This is a genomic window from Variovorax boronicumulans, from assembly GCF_030812215.1.
GTDB lineage: Bacteria > Pseudomonadota > Gammaproteobacteria > Burkholderiales > Burkholderiaceae_C > Variovorax > Variovorax boronicumulans_C.
The window spans coordinates 227,724-248,786 of the sequence record NZ_JAUSSG010000009.1 but is presented as its reverse complement, the minus strand read 5'-3'; the positions used below and the strand labels follow the sequence as shown (position 1 = coordinate 248,786).

At 71.2% G+C, this 21,063-nt stretch carries 3 protein-coding genes; all 3 read left to right on the top strand.

What is annotated here, in order from left to right; all coding sequences use genetic code 11:
* The first annotated feature begins 150 nt into the window (after positions 1-150).
* The 3 genes from J2W23_RS23585 to J2W23_RS23575 are packed head-to-tail and all read left to right on the top strand — an operon-like array spanning position 151 to position 21,055.
* Positions 151-1,530, top strand: coding sequence for an MFS transporter (locus J2W23_RS23585; RefSeq protein ID WP_307650479.1), 1,380 nt, complete (start codon positions 151-153; stop codon positions 1,528-1,530).
* Positions 1,527-17,528, top strand: coding sequence for a non-ribosomal peptide synthetase (locus J2W23_RS23580; RefSeq protein WP_307650478.1), 16,002 nt, complete (start codon positions 1,527-1,529; stop codon positions 17,526-17,528). The genes J2W23_RS23585 and J2W23_RS23580 overlap by 4 nt, the downstream gene beginning before the upstream one ends.
* Positions 17,525-21,055: a non-ribosomal peptide synthetase gene (locus J2W23_RS23575; protein ID WP_307650477.1), complete on the top strand. Its 3,531-nt coding sequence runs from the start codon at positions 17,525-17,527 to the stop codon at positions 21,053-21,055. The genes J2W23_RS23580 and J2W23_RS23575 overlap by 4 nt, the downstream gene beginning before the upstream one ends.
* The last annotated feature ends 8 nt before the right edge of the window (positions 21,056-21,063 follow it).

The window sequence follows — 21,063 nt, the reverse complement described above, 5'->3', positions numbered from 1 at the left end:
TCTTAATCGACGGGCTTTCTCTGCTTCAAAGCTTCTCACCGTGTTCGCATTCAATAATTCGAGCACTGCGCCATTTGTATTAACCGTGCCCGCGTCTTGGCTTCGGTGAACGCGGGAATTCACAGAACGCACGCCATGCAGGAAGCGACCGTGCAAACCGCCACCACCGCGCCCCGCGACGAACCGGTCCCTTCGCTCCTCCCGTCGCATCCCGCCCCGTTGCGCACGCGATCCACGTTCGCGCTGCTCTGGCTGAGCGAGACGGCCTTCGACCTGGGCACCACGCTGGTCAGCTTCGCGGTGGGGGTGTGGATCTTCTCCCGCACCGGCTCCGCGCAGGACTATTCGTTCTCGGTGCTGGCCGCCGCGCTGGCGGCAATGCTCGCCACGCCATTCGCCGGCGCCCTGGCCGATCGCCACGACCGGCGCTGGGTGGTGCTGTCGTGCGATGTCGCAGCCATCGCCGGCACCTTCGCGATCGTGCTGGCCTTGACGTCCGGCCGCCTGGGCATCGGCGCGCTGTATGCCTACGCCGCGGTCGCGGCGGCGGTCGGCGCGTTGCGGCGCCCGGCGATCCGGGTGGCGGTCAGCCGTTTCGTGCCCAGGGATCGCTTCGCGCAGGTCGGCGGGCTGACCGGCATCTCCCGCGCGCTGGTGCAGGTCGGTGCGCCCGCCGCGGCGGGCTTCCTGATGGCGCGCATGGGCCTGCAGGGTGTGATGGCGACGCAGCTGTGCCTGCTGCTGGCCGGCGCGGCGCTGGTGTTCGCGGCCTTGACGCGGGCCGGCGGCGACGTGCGCGGCGGGCCGCGCGCCGGTGATTCGCCCGTGCGCACATCGCCGTGGGCCAGTTTCTCCGGCGCGCTCGCGTACCTGCGGGAGCAACCGCTGATGGCCGCCTTGCTGGGCTACGGCGCGCTGGTGCAGTGCCTGCTGGTGCTGGCGACGACGCTGGTCACGCCGTTGGTGCTGTCCACCCACTCCAGCGATGTGCTGGGGCTCGTCATGTCGGTCGGCATCGTCGGCGGCCTGCTCGGGTCGGTGCTGGTCGCCACCGCCTTCATCCGGCGCGGGCTGATGCGGTGGGTGCTCGCCTGCGACGCGGTGCAGTGCGCGGCGGTGCTCGCGGCCGGCTGGGCGACCACGCCGGCCTGGTGGTGCGCGGCGGCGTTCGTGTGCCTCTTCTGCGGCAGCACCTCGGTCGCGTGTTCGCACGCGCTGTGGATGCGCAAGGCGCCGATGGGCCGCCAGGGCAGCGTGTTCGCGCTGATCACCGCATCCAACATGGCGGTGATGTGCGCGGTGCTGCTGGCCGGCGGCTGGCTCGCCGATGCGGTGCTGGAGCCTGCGCTGCGCCCCGGCGGCGCGCTGGCTTCCTCGGTCGGCGTGTGGTTCGGCACGGGGCCGGGCCGCGGCATCGGCCTGCTGTTCTTCGTGAGCGGCGCGATCGGCCTGGTGCTGACTGTTCTCGCGCTCGGCCACCCGCGCTTGCGCCGGCTCGAAACGCTGGTGCCGGACGGCAGCCAACCATGAGCAGCCACGCAGTCCTTCATCCCCTGAGCTCGCCCCAGCAGGCGGTCTGGCTCGACCAGTCGCTCGCGCCCGACCTGCCTTGCTACAACATCGGCGTCGCAGCGCGACTGGAGGGGCCGACCGACCTCGACCGGCTGGAGGCGGCGATCCGCGCGGTCGCCGGGCGCCACCAGGCGCTGCGCACCGTGCTCGAGCGCGGCGGCGACGGCGGCCCGATGCAGCGCTTCGCCGACGCGGTGGACGACGCACCGCTGCAGCGCTTCGACTTCCGCGGCGAGGCCGATCCGGAGGCGAGCGCCCGGGCGCACCTGCGCGTCGCGTTCCTCGCCCCGTTCGCGCTGTACGGCCAGCGGCTGTGGCGCATGCAATGGCTGCAGGTCGGGCCCGGATGCGGCTACTGGCTCGGGTGCTTCCATCATTTGGTCGCGGACGGCTGGTCGGTGTCGCTGATCGGCAATGCCGTGGCCGAGGCCTACAACCGGCTCGGGCGCGGCGAGTCCGCGGTGGCAGACGACGGTCGCGCGGGCGACGACTACGAAGACTTCATCCGCAAGGACGCCGAGTACCTGGCCTCGCCGCGCTACGCCGCCGACCGCGACTTCTGGTTGCAGCGCCATGCGCGCCCGGCCGCGCCGCTGTTCGAGGACGCGCATTCGCAGCGCGGCCGCGCCGGCCGCCAGGTCGCGCAAACCGTCTGGCACCTGGACCGCGCCGACCACGACCGCCTCGGCGAAGTGGCGGCGGCCGAGGGCGCATCGGGCACGCATTTCCTCGCCGCGCTGCTCGCGGTGTACTTCGCAGGCCTGGCGAACGGGCGCGAAGACGAGGTGGTGATCGGCATGCCGGTGCACAACCGCACCGGTGCCGCGCAAAGGCGCATGCCCGGCATGTTCTCCGGCGCGATTCCCGTCGGCATCGCGCTCGACCCCGAAGAGACCTTCGCGCAGACGCTGCGCCGCGTCGCCGCCGAGCTCAAGCAGTGCTATCGCCACCAGCGCTATCCGCTGGCCGACCTGCACCGCGAACTGCTGGCCGGCAGGGGCGAGCGCCGCGGGCTGTTCGATGTGTCGCTGTCGGTCGAGAGCTTCCAGGGCGACCTGGGGTTCGAAGGCATCTGCAGCACGGTGCTGCCGCTGCACAACGGCCACGAGCGCCAGCCGCTGGCGGTGTACGTGCGCGACTACGAGCACGGGCGCCCGGTGCACATCGAGTTCAACCACGATCCGGTGCTGTTCCCGGCGCACGAGATGGCCGCGCACCTGCGGCGGCTGCAGGGCCTGTGCCGTGCCGCGACCGATGCGCCGGACACCCGCGTGCGCGACCTGGCGCTGATGGACGCGGCCGAGCGCGAGCGCGTGGTGCACGGCTTCAACCGGCCCCGGCGCGATACCGGTGCGCCGTCGTTGATTCACGCACTGTTCGAGCGGCAGGCCGCGTCCGGTCCCGATGCCATCGCGGTGCAGTTCGAGGACCAACGGCTGAGCTACGGCGAACTCAACCAGCGCGCCAACCAGCTGGCCCATCACCTGCGCGCGCTGGGCGTCGGCCCCGACGACCTCGTCGCGATCGGTCTCGCGCGCGGGCTCGACATGGTGATCGCGATCCTGGCCACGCTCAAGGCCGGCGGCGCCTACGTTCCGCTGGACCCGGTGTACCCGGACGAGCGCCTCGCGCACATGCTGCACGACAGCGCGCCGGTGGCATTGCTCGGCGACAGTGCCTTGCTCGACCGCCTGCAGACGCCGGCGCGGTGCCGGCGAGTGAACCTCGGCCAACCCGCGCCGTGGGCCGGCGCGCCGGCCGGCAACCCGCAGGTCGAAGGGCTCGCGCCGTCGCACCTGGCCTACGTGATCTATACCTCCGGTTCGACCGGGCTGCCCAAGGGCGTGATGGTCGAGCACGCCCAGGTCAGCCGCCTGTTCGAGGCGACGCGGCCATGGTTCGGCTTCGGCCGCGACGACGTGTGGACGCTGTTCCATTCCTTCGCTTTCGATTTCTCGGTGTGGGAGCTGTGGGGTGCGTTGATCCACGGCGGGCGCCTGGTGGTGGTGCCGCACGCAGTGAGCCGCGCGCCGGCCGCGTTCCATCGGCTGGTGTGCGAGCAGGGCGTGACGGTGCTCAACCAGACGCCGAGCGCGTTCCGCCAGTTCACGGCCGCCTGCCGCGCCGGGCCGTCGCATGCGCTGCGCTGCGTGGTGCTCGGCGGCGAGGCGCTGGACACGGCGGCGCTCGCGCCCTGGTACGCAGAGGCGCGCAACGCGGGCACGCGCCTGGTCAACATGTACGGCATCACCGAGACCACGGTGCATGTCACGTACCGCGTGCTCGAGGCCGCCGACGCGGGGCGCACCGGCGCGAGCCCGATCGGCGTGCGCATTCCCGACCTCGCCGTGTACGTGCTCGACGCGCACGGCCGGCCGCTGCCGGCCGGCTGCACGGGCGAGATGTACGTCGGCGGCGCCGGTGTCGCGCGCGGCTATCTGCGCCGGCCCGAACTCGATGCGCAACGCTTCGTGCCCGATCCGTTCAGCGATGCACCGGGCGCGCGCATGTACCGCACCGGCGACCTCGGGCGCTATCGGGCAGATGGCAGCCTGGAATACATCGGCCGCAACGACCGGCAGGTCAAGGTCCGCGGGTTCCGCATCGAGCCGGGCGAGATCGAGGCGCGGCTGGTGCGGCTCGATGGCGTTGCCGATGCGGTCGCCATCGCGCGCGAGGACACGCCGGGCGACACGCGGCTGGTCGCCTATCTCGTGGCCGGGGATGCGTTCGATGCATCCGCCGCGCGCGCCGCCCTGCGCGAGCACCTGCCGGACTACATGGTCCCCGCCGCCTTCGTCGTGCTGGACGCATTGCCGCTGACGCCGAACGGCAAGCTCGATCGCAAGGCGCTGCCCGCGCCGGACCCGCGCGACAGGCACGGGCGCGACCATGAACCGCCGCAAGGCGCGACCGAAGAGGCGCTGGCGCGGCTGTGGGCCGAAGTGCTCGGCATCGAGCGCATCGGCCGCCACGACAACTTCTTCGAACTCGGCGGCCATTCGATCCTTGCCGTGCAACTGGTCGAACGCATGCAGCGCGAAGGCCTGGAAGCGGACATCCGCCAGCTGTTTTCCGAACCGACGCTGGGCGCGCTCGCGGCCCGTGTGACGCACACCGGGCAGGGCGCGGCGCCGGTGCCCGCCAACGCCATCCCGCCGCAATGCGAGCGCATCACGCCGCAGATGCTGCCGCTGGTGCCGCTGACCCAGGCGCAGATCGACCGGATCGCCGATGGCGTCGCGGGCGGCATGCGCAACGTGCAGGACATCTATCCGCTCGCGCCGCTGCAGGAGGGCATCCTGTTCCACCACCTGCTGCAGGGCGAGGGCGATGCCTATGTGCTGCCCGCGCTGTTGCGTTTCGACGACCGCGCGCGGCTGGACCGCTTCATTTCGGCGCTGAGGCAGGTGATCGCGCGCCACGACATCCTGCGCACCGCGGTGCAGTGGGAGGGGCTGGACGCGCCGGTGCAGGTGGTCTGGCGCAGCGCCGAACTGACGTTGCACGAGATGCACTTCGACGCGGCCCATGGCGATGTGCAGGCGCAGTTGCAATCGCATGCCGATGCACGGCGCGTGCGGCTGGACCTGCGCCGCGCACCGATGCTGCAGGCCCACGCGGCCTTCGATCCGGTGTCGCAGCGCTGGCTGCTGCAGCTGCTGCACCATCACCTGACGCTGGACCACACCACCACCGAGCTGATCCTGCGCGAGGTAGTGGCGCTGCTGCAGGGACGTGGCGAAAGCCTGCCCGCGCCGGTGCCGTTCCGCGATTTCGTCGTGCGGTCGCGGCAAGGCGTGGGCGATGCGGCGCACGAGGCGTTCTTCCGCGCGATGCTCGGCGATGTCGACGAGCCGACCGCGCCCTTCGGCCTGGTCGATGTGCAGGGCGATGGCTCGCAGGTCGAGCAGGCGCGCATCGCCTTGCCGGCGGCGTTGTCCGCGCGGCTGCGCACGCTCGCCATGCGCCACGGCGTGGGCGCGGCCAGCCTGTTCCACCTGGCCTGGGCGCGGGTGCTGGCGCTGTGCAGCGGGCGCGACGACGTGGTGTTCGGCACGGTGCTGTTCGGCCGCATGCAGGGCGGCGCGGGCATCGACCGCGCGATGGGCATGTTCATCAACACCTTGCCGGTGCGCATCGCGCTCGGCGGTCGCGGCGCGGCAGAGGGGCTGCAAGAGACGCATGCGGCGCTGAGCGAGCTGCTGCGCCATGAGCACGCCTCGCTGACGCTGGCCCGGCGTTGCAGCGGCCTCGCCCCGAACACGCCGGTGTTCTCGGCGCTGCTCAACTACCGCCACAGCCGCGGCGAAAGCTTCGGCGACAGCGAGATCGCCGAGGGCATGCACTACGTCGGCGGGCGCGATCTCACGAACTACCCGTTCAGCCTGTACGTCGACGACCTGGGCAGCGATTTCGTGCTGACCGCGGAGATCCATGTCTCGGTGTCGGCGGAGCGCGTGGCGGGTTTCATGGCGCAGGCGTTGGCGGCATTGGCAGAGGCGCTGGAGCACGCGCCGGAGACGCCGCTGCTGTCGCTCGATGCGTTACCCGTCGGGGAGCGCGAGCGCGTCTTGCGCGGCTTCAACGACACCCGGTGCGAGTACGGCGCGCCTGCGCTCGTGCACGAGGCCTTCGAGCAGCAGGCGGCGGCGCACCCGGATCGCATGGCACTGGAACTCGACGGGGCGCAGCTGAGTTATCGCGAACTCAACGAACAGGCGAACCGCCTGGCGCGGCACCTGAACCGGCTCGGCGTGGGTCCGGACGACCGCGTGGCGATCTGCGTGGAGCGCAGCCTGGCGATGGTGGTGGCGATCCTGGCCACCCTCAAGGCCGGCGGTGCCTGCGTGCCGCTGGACCCGGCGCATCCCGATGAACGGCTGGCGCAGATGCTGCGCGACAGCGATCCGGTGGTGGTGTTGAGCCAGTGGGGATTGGCCGAGCGGCTGGATGCCGCCGTGGTTCTGCTGGATGAGGCTGAGCCCGCATGGGCCCATGCATCCGCGGCCAACCTGCACGCGACCGAACTGGGCCTGCGCCCCGAGCACCTGGCCTATGTGATCTACACCTCCGGCTCGACCGGCGTGCCCAAGGGCGTGGCGATGCCGCACCGGGGCTTGGTCAACCTGCTGGCCTGGCAGCGCGAGCAGTTGCCCGAACCCGCGCGCACCTTGCAATTCGCCGCGTTGGGGTTCGATGTGGCCTTCCAGGAGATCTTCAGCACGCTCGCCGGCGGCGGCACCCTGGTGCTGCTGCATGAAGCACTTCGGCAGGACCTGCCGGCCTTGGCCGAATGGATCGCCGAGGAGTCGATCGAGCGGCTGTTCCTGCCGTACATCGCGCTGCAGAACCTCGGCGAACTGTGGTCGCAGCGCGGCGAGCCGCTGGCGATGCTGCGGGATGTCATCACCGCAGGCGAGCAGTTGCGCATCACACCGGCGATGCGCCGCATGTTCGCCAGGCATCCGCAGGCGAAGTTGCACAACCACTACGGCCCGACCGAAACGCATGTGGTCAGCGCGCACACGCTGAGCGGTCCACCAGACGCGTGGGAAGACCTGCCGCCCATCGGCCGGCCGATCGGCAACAGCCGCATCTACGTGCTGGATGGGCAGCGCAACCCGGTGCCGGTAGGCGTCATTGGGGAGCTGTATCTGGGCGGGGTGCAGGTCGCGCAGGGTTATCTGGCGCAGCCGGACCTCACTGAGCAGCGGTTCCTCATCGATCCGTTCGGTGGCGCACGCATGTACCGAAGCGGTGACCTGGGCCGCTGGCGTGCCGACGGCAGCATCGAATACCTTGGGCGCAACGACCACCAGGTCAAGGTGCGCGGCTACCGCATCGAACTGGGCGAGATCGAGGCGCAACTGGCGCGTGCAGAAGGCGTGCGAGAAGCCGCAGTGATCGCACGCGAAGACCAACCCGGCGACAAGCGCCTGGTCGCCTACCTCACCGGCCATGCCGATGTCGGGCAACTTCGCGCGGAACTCAGCAAGCAGCTGCCGGACTACATGGTCCCCGTGGCCTACGTCGTGCTCGATGCATTGCCCCTGACCGCGAACGGCAAGCTCGACCGCAGGGCACTGCCCGCACCCGATGGCCAGGCCTTCGGCCATCGCAGCAGCTACGAGGCCCCGCAAGGCGAGATCGAACAAGCCCTGGCCGACATCTGGACGCAATTGCTCGGCGTGCAGCGCGTCGGCCGCAACGACGACTTCTTCGAGCTCGGCGGCCATTCGCTGCTGGCGATCCGGTTGCTCGAACAGCTGCGCCGGCGCGGCTGGTCGGCGGACATCCGCTCGCTGTTCACGCATCCGAAGCTGGCCGCCCTGGCCGCGACGATCCGGCACGACGTTGCGGTGGCTGTGCCGCCTCATCTGATTCCACCGGATTGCCAGGCGATCGAGCCGGCAATGCTGACGCTGGTCGATCTCGACGCGGCCGCGATCGAACGCATCGCCAGCGCCACGCCCGGTGGCGCGGCCAACATCCAGGACATCTATCCGCTCGCGCCGCTGCAGCAGGGCATCCTGTTCCACCACCTGCTGGAGCGCGATGCCGACACCTATGTGCTGCCGACGCTGCTCGCGTTCGACAGCAGGCCGCGCATGGACCGCTTCATCGCATCCCTGTCGCGGGTGATCGAGCGCCACGACATCCTGCGCACCGCGGTCCACTGGGACCAGCTTGCCGAGCCGGTGCAGGTCGTGTGGCGGCGCGCCGCGTTTGCCGTGGACACGCTGGCGTTGGCGCCCGGCACGGACACGGCAGCCGAGCGCCTGCGCGCGCATCCGCAGGTGCGGGGCCTTCGCATCGACGTGCGCCGCGCGCCCATGCTGCATGGCTTTGCCGCCCGCGACGATGCCGCCGGCGGGCGCTGGCTGCTGCTGCTGTCCTATCACCACCTCGTGATGGACCACACCACGCTGGAGCGGCTGGTGGAGGAGATCGACGCCATCGAGCGCGGCGATGCCGCCGGGTTGCCGCCGCCGGTGCCGTTCCGCAACTTCGTCGCAGAGGCGCGCCATGGGGTGAGCGAAGCGGCGCACGAAGCCTTCTTCCGCGCGATGCTCGGCGATGTCGACGAGCCGACCGCGCCTTTCGGCCTGGTCGACGTGCAGGGCGATGGCTCGCGGATCGAGCAGGCGCGCCTGACGCTGCAGCCGGCCCTCTCGGCGCGGCTGCGCACGCTCGCCATGCGCCACGGCGTGGGTGCGGCCAGCCTGTTCCACCTGGCCTGGGCGCGGGTGCTGGCGCTGTGCAGCGGGCGCGACGACGTGGTGTTCGGCACGGTGTTGTTCGGCCGCATGCAGGGCGCTGCCGGCGCCGATCGCGCGGTCGGCATGTTCATCAACACGCTGCCGGTGCGCATCGCGCTCGGTGGCCGCGGGCTGGCGCAGGGCCTGCGCGACACGCATGCGGCACTGAGCGGACTGCTGCGCCACGAACATGCGCCACTGGTGCTGGCCCAGCGTTGCAGCGCGATGCCGGCGCAGGTGCCGCTGTTCTCCGCATTGCTCAATTACCGGCACCGCCGCGTCGCCGCTGGGCAGGTGCTCGACGGCGTGCGATTGCTCGACGTGCGCGACCGCACCAACTATCCGTTCGGGCTGTATGTCGATGACGACGGGAGCGATTTTGAACTGACGGTGCAGGTCGATGAAGCGGTCTCGGCCGGACGCATCGCGGGATTCGTGCAGCAGGTGTTGCAGGTCTTTGCGCAGACTTTGGAAGAGGCGCCAGAGACGTCGCTGCTGTCGCTCGATGCGTTGCCCGTCGAGGAGCGCGAGCGTGTCTTGCGCGGCTTCAACGACACCCGGTGCGAGTACGGCGCGCCTGCGCTCGTGCACGAGGCCTTCGAGCAGCAGGCGGCGGCGCACCCGGATCGCATGGCGCTGGAACTCGACGGGGCGCAGCTGAGTTATCGCGAACTCAACGAACAGGCGAACCGCCTGGCGCGGCACCTGAACCGGCTCGGCGTGGGTCCGGACGACCGCGTGGCGATCTGCGTGGAGCGCAGCCTGGTAATGGTGGTGGCGATCCTGGCCACGCTCAAGGCCGGCGGTGCCTGCGTGCCGCTGGACCCGGCGCATCCCGATGAACGGCTGGCGCAGATGCTGCGCGACAGCGATCCGGTGGTGGTGTTGAGCCAAGGCGTTCTGGCTGGCCGGCTTGGTGCGACATCGGTCTTGCTCGACGAGGCACAACCGGTGTGGGCCAACGCATCCGCGGCCAACCTGCACGCGACCGAACTGGGCCTGCGCCCCGAGCACCTGGCCTATGTGATCTACACCTCCGGCTCGACCGGCGTGCCCAAGGGCGTGGCGATGCCGCACCGGGGGCTGGTCAACCTGCTGGCCTGGCAGCGCGAGCAGTTGCCCGAACCCGCGCGCACCTTGCAATTCGCCGCGTTGGGGTTCGATGTGGCCTTCCAGGAGATCTTCAGCACGCTCGCCGGCGGCGGCACCCTGGTGCTGCTGCATGAAGCACTTCGACAGGACCTGCCGGCCCTGGCCGAATGGATCGCCGAGGAGTCGATCGAGCGGCTGTTCCTGCCGTACATCGCGCTGCAGAACCTCGGCGAACTGTGGTCGCAGCGCGGCGAGCCGCTGGCGATGCTGCGGGATGTCATCACCGCGGGCGAGCAGTTGCGCATCACACCGGCGATGCGCCGCATGTTCGCAAGGCATCCGCAGGCGAAGTTGCACAACCACTACGGACCGACCGAAACGCATGTGGTCAGCGCGCACACGCTGAGCGGTCCACCAGAGGCGTGGGAAGACCTGCCGCCCATCGGCCGGCCGATCGGCAACAGCCGCATCTATGTGCTGGATGGGCAGCGCAACCCGGTGCCGATAGGTGTCGTCGGTGAGCTGTATCTGGGCGGGGTGCAGGTCGCGCAGGGTTATCTCACGCAGCCTGAACTCACTGAGCAGCGATTCCTCATCGATCCGTTCGGTGGCGCACGCATGTACCGAAGCGGTGACCTGGGCCGCTGGCGCGACGACGGCAGCATCGAATACCTTGGGCGCAACGACCATCAGGTCAAGATGCGCGGCTACCGCATCGAGCTGGGCGAGATCGAGGCGCAACTGGCGCGTGCGGACGGCGTGCGAGAGGCCGCAGTGATCGCACGCGAAGACCAACCCGGCGACAAGCGCCTGGTCGCCTACCTCACCGGCCATGCCGATGTCGGGCAACTTCGCGCGGAACTCAGCAAGCAGCTGCCGGACTACATGGTCCCCGTGGCCTACGTCGTGCTCGATGCATTGCCCCTGACCGCGAACGGCAAGCTCGACCGCAGGGCGCTGCCCGCACCCGATGGCCAGGCCTTCGGCCATCGCAGCAGCTACGAGGCCCCGCAAGGCGAGATCGAACAGGCCCTGGCCGACATCTGGTCGCAACTGCTCGGCGTGCAGCACGTCGGCCGCAACGACAACTTCTTCGAACTCGGCGGCCATTCGCTGCTGGCCATCCGGCTTGTCTCCCGGATCCGCGAGCGCTTCGATGCCGAACTCGCACTGGCCACGCTGTTCGCGCAGCCGCGCCTCGCCGCATTGGCGCCAAGCGTGGCCGCAGCCGGCCCCGGCGAACTGACCGCGATCGCACGCGCCGACCGCAGCCGTCCCCTGCCGCTGTCGCCGGCGCAGCAGCGCCTGTGGTTCATTGCCGGCGTCGATGCGCAGGCCAGCGTCGCGTACCACATCCCCGGCGCATTGCGCCTGTGCGGCGCGCTCGACCGCAGGGCCCTGCGCGCCGCGCTGGACCTGGTCGTGGCCCGGCACGAAGCCTTGCGCACGCGCTTCGTCGCGGTCGATGGCCAGCCCTGGCAGCACATCGACCCGCCAGGCGGCCTTGCCTTGCGCGAGCAGGATGCGGGCGGATCGGACGCTGCGCAGATCGAAGCCCTGTGCCGCGAAGCCGCCGCCGAGCCCTTCGATCTCGCAGCCGGTCCACCGATCCGCGGCCTTCTGCTGCGCGTCGCCGACAACGAACATGTGTTGCTGGTCGTCATGCACCACATCGTCTCCGACGGGTGGTCGCTGAGCGTGCTGATGCGCGAGGTCGCCACCGCCTACAGCGCGCTGCGGGGCGGGCGAGCGCCGTCGCTGCCTTCGCTGCCGGTCCAGTACGCCGACCATGCGGTGTGGCTGCACGCGCACCTGCAAGGCGCGGCGGCGCAAGCCCGGTTGCAGGAATGGGTCGCGCATTTGCAGGGCGCTCCGTCGCTGGTCGGCTTGCCATGCGACAGGCCGCGCCCCGCGCTGCAGGACTACCGCGGCGCAAGCGTCGAGGTCGCCCTCGACGCAGAGACCACGCAAGCCCTGCGCGCACTCGCCCAGCGCCACGGCGCGACCCTCTACATGGCCGTGCTGGCCGCCTGGGCCGCCGTGGTGGCGCGCTACAGCGGACAGCCGCAGGTGGTGATCGGCAGTTCGCATGCCGGCCGGGGCCGGGCCGAGATCGAGCCGCTGATCGGCTGCTTCATCAACACCCAGGCGCTGAAGATCGCGCTGGACGGCAGCCCGACCGTTGCCGACCTGCTGGCCCAGGTGCGCCACGCCGCATTGCAGGCCCAGGCGCGCGAGGCGGTGCCGTTCGAACGGCTGGTCGAGGCGCTGAACCCGCCGCGCTCGTTGGCCCATCACCCGGTGTTCCAGCTGATGCTGGCCTGGCACAACACGCCCCCCGTGGCGTTGGAACTGGCGGGCCTCGCCGTCGAGCGGGTCGAGAGCCTGCCGGCCGGCGCGCAGTTCGACCTGGCGCTGGACCTGCAGGAGGAGGGCGACCGCATCGCCGGCAAGCTCAACTACGCCACCGCATTGTTCGACGAGGCCACGGTGCGCCGCCATTGGCACAGCCTGGTGGCGATGCTGCGCGGCATGGCGGCCGACGAAAGCCGGCCGGTCGATCGCATCGCATTGATCGACGCCGATGCGCGGCATCGGTTGCTGCACGCGTTCGCCGCAGGCGCATCGGCGCCGCCCGAACATGCGCTTGCGCACGCGGCTTTCGAACGCCAGGCCGCGCTGCGGCCGCAAGCCATCGCGCTGGAACACGACGGCGAGCGGCTCGGCTACGGCGAGCTCGACCGGCGTGCCAACCGGCTTGCCCATCACCTGCGCGGCCTCGGCGTCGGTGCCGGGCACCGCGTGGCGCTGTGCCTGCCGCGCGGCTTCGACCTGATCGTCGCGTTGCTCGCCACGCTCAAGGCCGGTGCCGCGTATGTGCCGCTCGATCCGTCTTACCCGGAGCAGCGGCTGGCCTGGCAGTTGAACGACTGCGCGCCCTCGGTGCTGCTCACGCACACCGGCCTGCGCGCACGCCTCCAGCCGCCGCCGGGCTGCACGGCGATCGCGCTCGATGCGCATGCGCCATGGGCGACCGCGCCTGTACGCGCGCGCGCACCCGATGGCAGCGGCTTTCCCGGCGACGGCTCCCATCTCGCCTACGTGATCTACACCTCCGGCTCCACCGGCACGCCCAAGGGCGTGATGGTCGAGCACCGTCAGCTGGCCCACCAGATCGCGGCGCTGCAATCGCTCTACGGCTTCAATGCCGAAGACCGCGTGCTGCAGTTCTCCGGACTCGGCTTCGACGTCGCCGGCGAGGAGATCTTCGGTGCGCTCAGCCATGGCGCGACGCTGGTGCTGCGCACCGACGCATGGCTTGCCGAACCCCGGCGCTGGTGCGACCTCTGCGCCGCCCACAAGCTCACCATCGCCAACCTGCCGACGCTGTTCTGGCAACGCATTGCCCAGGCGAGCGAAGCGGTGTTGCCGCCGTCGCTGCGCCAGGTCGTGATCGGTGGCGATGCGGTCGGCGCCGCCGCGCTCGATGCGTGGTGGCGGCGCAGCGGCCATCGCCCGGCGCTGGCCAATGCCTACGGTCCGACGGAGACCACGATCAACGCGACGGTTGCGTTCTGCCGCGCCGAGGACTCGCCACAGAGCATCGGCCGCCCGATGCCCAATGCGCGCGTCTACCTGCTCGATGCCCAGGGCGAGCCGGTGCCCATCGGCGCCGTCGGCGAGATATGGATCGGCGGCGCCGGCGTGGCGCGCGGCTACCTGCGGCAGCCCGAACTGACCGCGCAGCGCTTCGCGGCCGATCCGTTCGTGGCGCCGTCCGCGAATGCGCCGATGCCGCGCATGTACCGCAGCGGCGACCTCGGCCGCTGGCGTGCCGACGGTTCGATCGAGTTCCTCGGCCGCGACGACCGGCAGGTCAAGATCCGGGGCTTTCGCATCGAGCCCGGCGAGATCGAGGCCGCGCTGATGCGCGTGGGCGGCATTCGCGAAGCGGCGGTGATCGCCGCCGAAGCACAAGGCGACGACAGGCGCCTGCTGGCCTATGTGGTCACCGACGACGCGCCCGATGCGGCGCAATGGCGCGCACGCCTGGCCGAACACCTGCCCGATCACATGCTGCCCGCCGCCTTCGTGCGGCTGGATGCACTGCCGCTCAACGCCAGCGGCAAGCTCGACCGCGCCGCCTTGCCCGCGCCGGACGACGACGCCTACGCGCAGCGCAGCTACCAGGCACCGCAAGGCGAGCACGAGCAGGCGATGGCACGCATATGGTCGTCGCTGCTCGGCGTTGCGCGCATCGGCCGCGACGATGGCTTCTTCGAGCTCGGCGGGCATTCGCTGCTGGCGGTGCGCATGCTCTCGCAACTGCGCCAGCACTTCGGCATCGAGCTGGCGCTGGCAACGGTGTTCGCCCGGCCGCGGCTCGCGGAACTGGCGGCCGAGATGGCGCGGGCCGCGCCTGCCGCAGCCGATCCGATCCCGAAGGCGGACCGCGCCGCGCCGCTGCCGCTCTCGCATTCGCAGCAGCGCCTGTGGTACGTGACACGCATCGATGCACAGGCCGGCGCGGCCTATCACCTGCCTGCCGCGCTGCGCCTGCGCGGCGCGCTGGATCGCATCGCGTTGCAGCAGGCACTGGACCGCATCGTCGCTCGGCACGAATCGCTGCGCGCGCGCTTCGTCGTCATCGACGGCGAGCCGCGCCAGCGCATCGAACCGGCGCACGGCGTCGAGCTCGCCTATCGCAAGCTCGACCAACTCGGCGACAGCGCCTTGCGCGCGCTGTGCCAGGCCGAGGCCGCAGCGCCGTTCGACCTTGCGCGCGACCCGCCGCTGCGCGTGCAGTTGCTGCGCCTGGCCGAAGACGACCACGTGCTGCTGGTCACGATGCACCACATCGTTTCCGACGGCTGGTCGCTCAGCGTGATGGCGCACGAGTTCTCGGTGCTGTACGGCGCGTTCCGCCGCGGCGAGCCCGATCCGCTGCCGGCCTTGCCGATCCAGTACGGCGACTACGCCGCGTGGCAGCGCCGCCGCCTGCAGGGCGAGGCGCTGCGGCCGCAGTTGCAATACTGGGTCGAGCGCTTGCGCGATGCGCCGCCGCTCATCGGCCTGGCCACCGACCGGCCACGGCCGGCGCAGCAGGACTACCGCGGCGCCAGCATCGACGTCGGCCTCGACGAGGCGTTGACGCGTGCACTGGAGGCGCTGGCGCAGCGGCACGGCGTGACCGTGTACATGGCGGTGCTTGCGGCATGGGCGGCGGTGCTTGCGCGGCTCGGCGGCCAGTCGCGCGTGGTGCTCGGCAGCAGCATCGCGGGGCGCGACCGCGCCGAGCTGGAGCCGCTGATCGGTTTCTTCGTCAACGCACAGGCGCTGCGCTTCGACATCGAGGACGGCCTCGATGCCGGCGGACTTCTCGCGCAGGCCCGGCAGGTCGCACTGCAGGCGCAGCAGCATCGCGACGTGCCTTTCGAGCAGGTGGTCGAGGCACTCAATCCGCCGCGCTCGAGCGCCTTCAACCCCGTCTACCAGGTGCGGCTGGCATGGCAGAACACGCCGCCTGCGCACCTGCAGCTCGAGGGCCTCGAATTCGACAACCTCGCAAGCCATGCTGGCAGCGCGCAGTTCGACCTGTCGCTCGACCTGGAGCCGGCGGGCCAATGCATCGCCGGCCAGTTCAACTACGCGACCGCGCTGTACGACGAAGCCACGGTGCGGCGCCACTGGCACGCGCTGGTGGCGATGCTGCGCGGCATGGTGGCCGATGCCTCTGCGCCCGTGGACCGCATCGGCCTGATGGCCGCGGACGAACACGCGCAGGTGCTGCATGCGTTCAATGCCGCGGGGCACACCGGCTGCGATGGCCTGCTGCATCGCCTGTTCGAAGCGCAGGCCGCCGCGCAGCCGCGCACGCTGGCGCTCGCCCATGAAGACGAAGCGCTCGACTACGGCGAACTGAACCGCCGCGCCAACCGCGTCGCCCACCATCTGCGCAGCCTGGGCGTGCGCCCCGACGACCGCGTGGCGCTGTGCCTTGCGCGCAGCGTGGACCTGGGCGTCGCGCTGATGGCCGTGCTCAAGGCCGGCGGCGCCTGCGTGCCGCTGGACCCGGTGCACCCCGACGACCGCCTCGCCCACATGCTGGCCGACAGCGCGCCGGTGGCGGTGCTGACCCACGCCCGCCTGCGCGACCGCCTGCAGGTGCCCGAAGGCTGCGCGGTGCTGGTGCTCGACGACGCATCGCCGCCCTGGCGCGATGCGCCCGCGAACGATGTCGAGGTGGCGGGCCTCACGCCGGCCCACCTGGCCTATGTGATCTACACCTCCGGTTCGACCGGCGTGCCCAAGGGCGTGATGGTCGAGCACCGCAACGTGCTCAATTTCCTGCACGGGCTGGAGCAGCGCATCCACGGCCCGGCGCCGGACTGCCGGCGCGTGGCATGGAACTCCTCGTTCGGTTTCGACATGGCGGTCAAGGCCTGGGGACAGCTCGCGTTCGGCCGCAGCGTGTACCTGCTGCCCGAGCGCGCCCGCCTCGATGCGGAAGCCCTGCTCGACTTTCTGGAGCGCCATGCCATCGAGGCGATGGAGTGCACGCCCTCGCACCTGCGCATGCTGCACGCGGCCGGCTTCGGCCGGCAGCGGCGCGCCGGTTCGCTGCGCAAGCTGCTGCTCGGCGGCGAGGCGCTCGATGCCGCGACATGGCGGCACCTTGCCGAGGCCGGCACGGTGCAGTTCCACAACATGTACGGCCCGACCGAATGCAGCGTTGACGCCACCTGCGGCCCGGTCGAGGGCGCGGTGCCGCACATCGGCCGCCCGATGCCGGGCGCGCGCGTCTACCTGCTCGATGCGCACGGCGAGCCGGTGCCCATCGGCGTGGCCGGCGAAATCCACATCGGCGGCGCCGGTGTTGCGCGCGGCTATCTCGGGCAGCCTGGGCTCACCGCCGAGCGCTTCCTGCGCGATCCGTTCGCGAACGCGCGGGAACTCGACGCGCGCATGTACCGCACCGGCGACCTCGGCCGCTGGCGCGCCGACGGCACCATCGAGTACCTGGGCCGCAACGACTTCCAGGTCAAGGTCCGCGGCTACCGCATCGAGCTTGGGGAGATCGAAGCGCGGCTCGCGCGGCTGGACGGGGTGCGCGAAGCCATCGTGATCGCAAGCACCGAGCCGCCCGGCGAGCCGCGCCTTGTCGCCTACCTGCTCGCGCAGCCGGGCGCCGTGCTGGAGCCTGCCATGCTGCGCGCGCAACTCGGCGCGCAACTGCCCGACTACATGCTGCCCGGCGCCTTCGTCGTGCTCGCGGCCTGGCCGCTGAATGCGAACGGCAAGCTCGACCGCAAGGCCCTGCCGCCGCCCGACGACGACGGCCTCGCGCGGCAGGCGTATGCCGCGCCGGAGACCGACATCGAGGTCCGTCTCGCGGCGGTGTGGCGCGAACTGCTCGGCGTCGAGCGGGTCGGCCGCCACGACAACTTCTTCGAGCTCGGCGGACATTCGGCGCTGGCGATCCAGCTGATCCACGCCATGGGCGCGCAGCAACTGCAGGTCGATGTGCAGATGGTGTTCAACGCGCCGACCCTGGCCGACCTCGCCGCGGCGACCGTGCAACTGGAGGAGATCGTCCTGTGAGCCCGTCGCACCTGCTCGACACGCTGGCCGCGCGCGGCCTCACCCTGCGCCTGGACGGCGAACGGCTGGCGCTCCAGGGCGATGCGCGCCTGCTCGCCGACCCGGCCCTGGTGCAGGCCTTGCGCGAGCGCAAGCCCGAGCTGATCGCGCTGCTGCGCGAGCGCGGGCGCAGCGACCCGCTGGCTTACCGCATCGACGAAGCCACCGGGGCGATCACGCCCGCGATGCTGCCGCTGCTCGCGCTCGACCAGGGCGCGATCGACCGCCTCGTGGCGCAGGTGCCGGGCGGCGTGCGCAACGTGCAGGACATCTACCCGCTCGCGCCGCTGCAGGAGGGCATCCTGTTCCATCACCGGTTGCACGAAGGTGAAGGCGAGGGCGGCGATGCCTATGTCATGCCGACGCTGCTGCGCTTCGACGGCCGCGAACGGCTCGACGGCTTCGTGCAGGCCCTGCGCGAGGTGATCGCGCGGCACGACATCCTGCGCACCGGCGTGCACTGGGAGGGGCTGGAGCGGCCGGTGCAACTGGTGCATCGCAAGGTCCACCTGGACATCGACGTGCTGCCCGCCGCGACCGAACAGGAGGCGATGGCATGTCTGCAAACCCTGACCGGCGCGCGCCTGGACGTGCGCCGCGCGCCGATGCTGCGCGGCCATGCCATCGAGGTGCACGGCAGCGGGCGATGGCTGTTGCAGTTGCAGCACCACCACCTGATCCTCGATCACACCGCCTCGCAGCTGCTGGTGCAGGAGGTCATGCTGATCCTGCAGGACCGGCGCGCGCTGTTGCCGGCGCCGGTGCCGTTCCGCCGCTTCGTCGCCGAGGCGCTGAAGGGCGCGGCCGAGGCCGGGCACGAAGCCTATTTCCGCGCCGCGCTGGGCGATGTCGAGGAAACCACCGCGCCGTTCGGCCTCGCCGATGTGCGCGGCGACGGCAGCGGCGCCGTGCAGGCGCGCAGCGAACTCGATGCCTCGCTCGCGCGGCGCCTGCGCGAACAGGTGCGGCTGCGCGGCGTTGGCGCCGCCAGCGTTTTTCACCTGGCCTGGGCGCTGGTGCTCGCGCGCTGCAGCGGGCGCGGGGACGTGGTGTTCGGCACGGTGCTGTTCGGCCGCCTGCAGGCCGGCGCGGAAGCGGCGCGCGCGATGGGCATGTTCCTCAACACCTTGCCGCTGCGCGTGCGCGTGGATGGCGGCGGCACCGAAGCGGCCTTGCGCCGCGTGCATGCCGACCTGGCCGAGCTGCTGCGCCACGAGCATGCCTCGCTGAGCCTGGCCCAGCGCTGCAGCGGCCTGCCGGCCGGCACGCCGCTGTTCGCGAGCCTCCTGAACTACCGCTACAGCCGCCGCGACGGCGAGGCCACGGGGCTGCCGGGCATCGAATCGCTCGGCGGACACGACCGCACCAACTACCCGTTCGTGCTGCATGTGGACGACCATGGCGACGGCTTCGGCCTCACCGCCGAGATCGATCGCAGCGTCGATGCGCGGCGAATCGACCGCTTCGTCGAGCAGGCGCTGCGTGCGCTGGTCGATGCGCTCGAAAGCGAGCCGCAGCGGCCGCTGGAACGCATCGACGTCTTGCCGGCGGAAGAGCGCCAGAAGGTGGTGGCCGATTTCAACGCCATGACCGTCGACTGTCCGCGCGGCCTGCTGCTGCACCAGCTCTTCGAGCGCCAGGCGGCGCAGCGGCCCGACGCCATCGCGCTGGTCTTCGAGGACCGTCGGCTCCGCTACGCCGAACTCGATGCCCGCGCCCATCGCCTGGCAGGGCAACTGCGCGCATCGGGCGTCGGGCCGGACACCTGCGTGGGCGTGTGCATGCAGCGCAGCGAGATGCTGGTGATCGCCCTGCTCGCGGTCCTCAAGGCCGGCGGCGCGTACCTGCCGCTCGATCCGTCGCTGCCGCCGCAGCGCCTGCGGCAGATGCTGGACGAGGCCCGGCCGGTGGTGGTGCTGGCCGATCCGGAACTGGCGCCGCACCTGCCGGATGCACCGGATGCACCGGATGCACCGGGCGCGCGCACGCTGGTGCCGGATCGCGACCCGCCCGCGGACCCCTTCGAAGCCGACCCCGACGTCTCGGCCCCGGCGCTCCACGAAGACCACCTGGCCTACGTGATCTACACCTCGGGTTCGACCGGCCGCCCCAAGGGCGTGATGAACGCGCACCGCGGCATCGTCAACCGCCTGCACGGGATGCAGCAGGCCTATGTGCTGACACCCGACGACGTCGTGCTGCAGAAGACGCCGTTCGGCTTCGACGTGTCGGTGTGGGAGTTCTTCTGGCCGCTGATGGCCGGCGCGCGGCTGGTGCTCGCGCGGCCGGAGGGGCACAAGGACCCGGCCTACCTGGGCGAGCTGATCCGCGCGAGCGGCGTGACGACGCTGCATTTCGTGCCGTCGATGCTGCAGGTCTTTCTTGCGCACCCCGACGCGGCGGGCGGCTGCGACACGCTGCGGCGCGTGGTCTGCAGCGGCGAAGCGCTGCCGGCCGCGCTCGCGCGCCAATGCCGCGAGCGATGGCCGGGGGCGCAACTGTTCAACCTCTACGGCCCGACCGAGGCGGCGGTGGATGTGAGCGCCTGGACCTGCAGCGACGACGACCGCGATGCCGTGCCGATCGGCCGGCCGGTCGCCAACACCCGCCTGTTCCTGCTCGACGTCGCGCTGCGCCCGGTGCCGCTGGGCGTGGCGGGCGAGCTGTACATCGGCGGCGCACAGGTGGCGCGCGGCTACCTGAACCGGCCGGACCTGACGGCCGAGCGCTTCATCGCCGACCCCTTCGCCGGGCACGGCCGCCTCTACCGCACCGGCGACCTCGGCCGTTGGCGCGCCGACGGGGCGATCGACTACCTGGGCCGCAACGACTTCCAGATCAAGCTGCGCGGGCAGCGCATCGAGCCGGGCGAGATCGAGGCGCAGCTGCGCGCGCTCGACGGCATCGCCGATGCGGCGGTGCTCGCGCGGCAAGACCGGAGCGGCACGCTCGCGCTGGTCGCCTACGTGGTGCCGAAGTCGCCCAACGACAGCCTGGAGCCGCTGCAACTGCGCAGCAGGCTCGCCGGCCACCTGCCCGAACACATGCTGCCGATGGCGTATGTGCGCATCGCGGCACTGCCCCTGACGAACAACGGCAAGCTCGACCGCAAGGCACTGCCCGCGCCGGAAGACGAAGCCTTCGGCCACCGCGCCTACGCGCCGCCGCAGGGCGAGATCGAGAGCGCGCTCGCGGCCATCTGGTCGCAGCTGCTCGGCATCGGGCGCATCGGCCGCCACGACAGCTTCTTCGCCCTCGGTGGGCATTCGCTGCTCGCGGTGCAGTTGCTCGAGCACCTGCGCCGCCGCGGCTGGTCCATCGACGTGCGCGCGGTCTTCGCCCGGCCCGAACTGGCCGCGATGGCCGAGGCCGTGCGGACCGCGCCACGCATCGACGAGGTGCCGCACAACGCGATCCCCGTGCCGCCTGCTGCAAAGGAAGCCGCGTGGGATGCCACCGAATCGGAAACCGAGGAGTTCAGACTGTGAATGTGGAA

What these genes read in the sequence shown, in the direction of transcription:
- J2W23_RS23580 (WP_307650478.1), top strand. Translation starts at nt 1,527, where the DNA reads ATGAGCAGCCACGCAGTCCTTCATCCCCTGAGCTCGCCCCAGCAGGCG.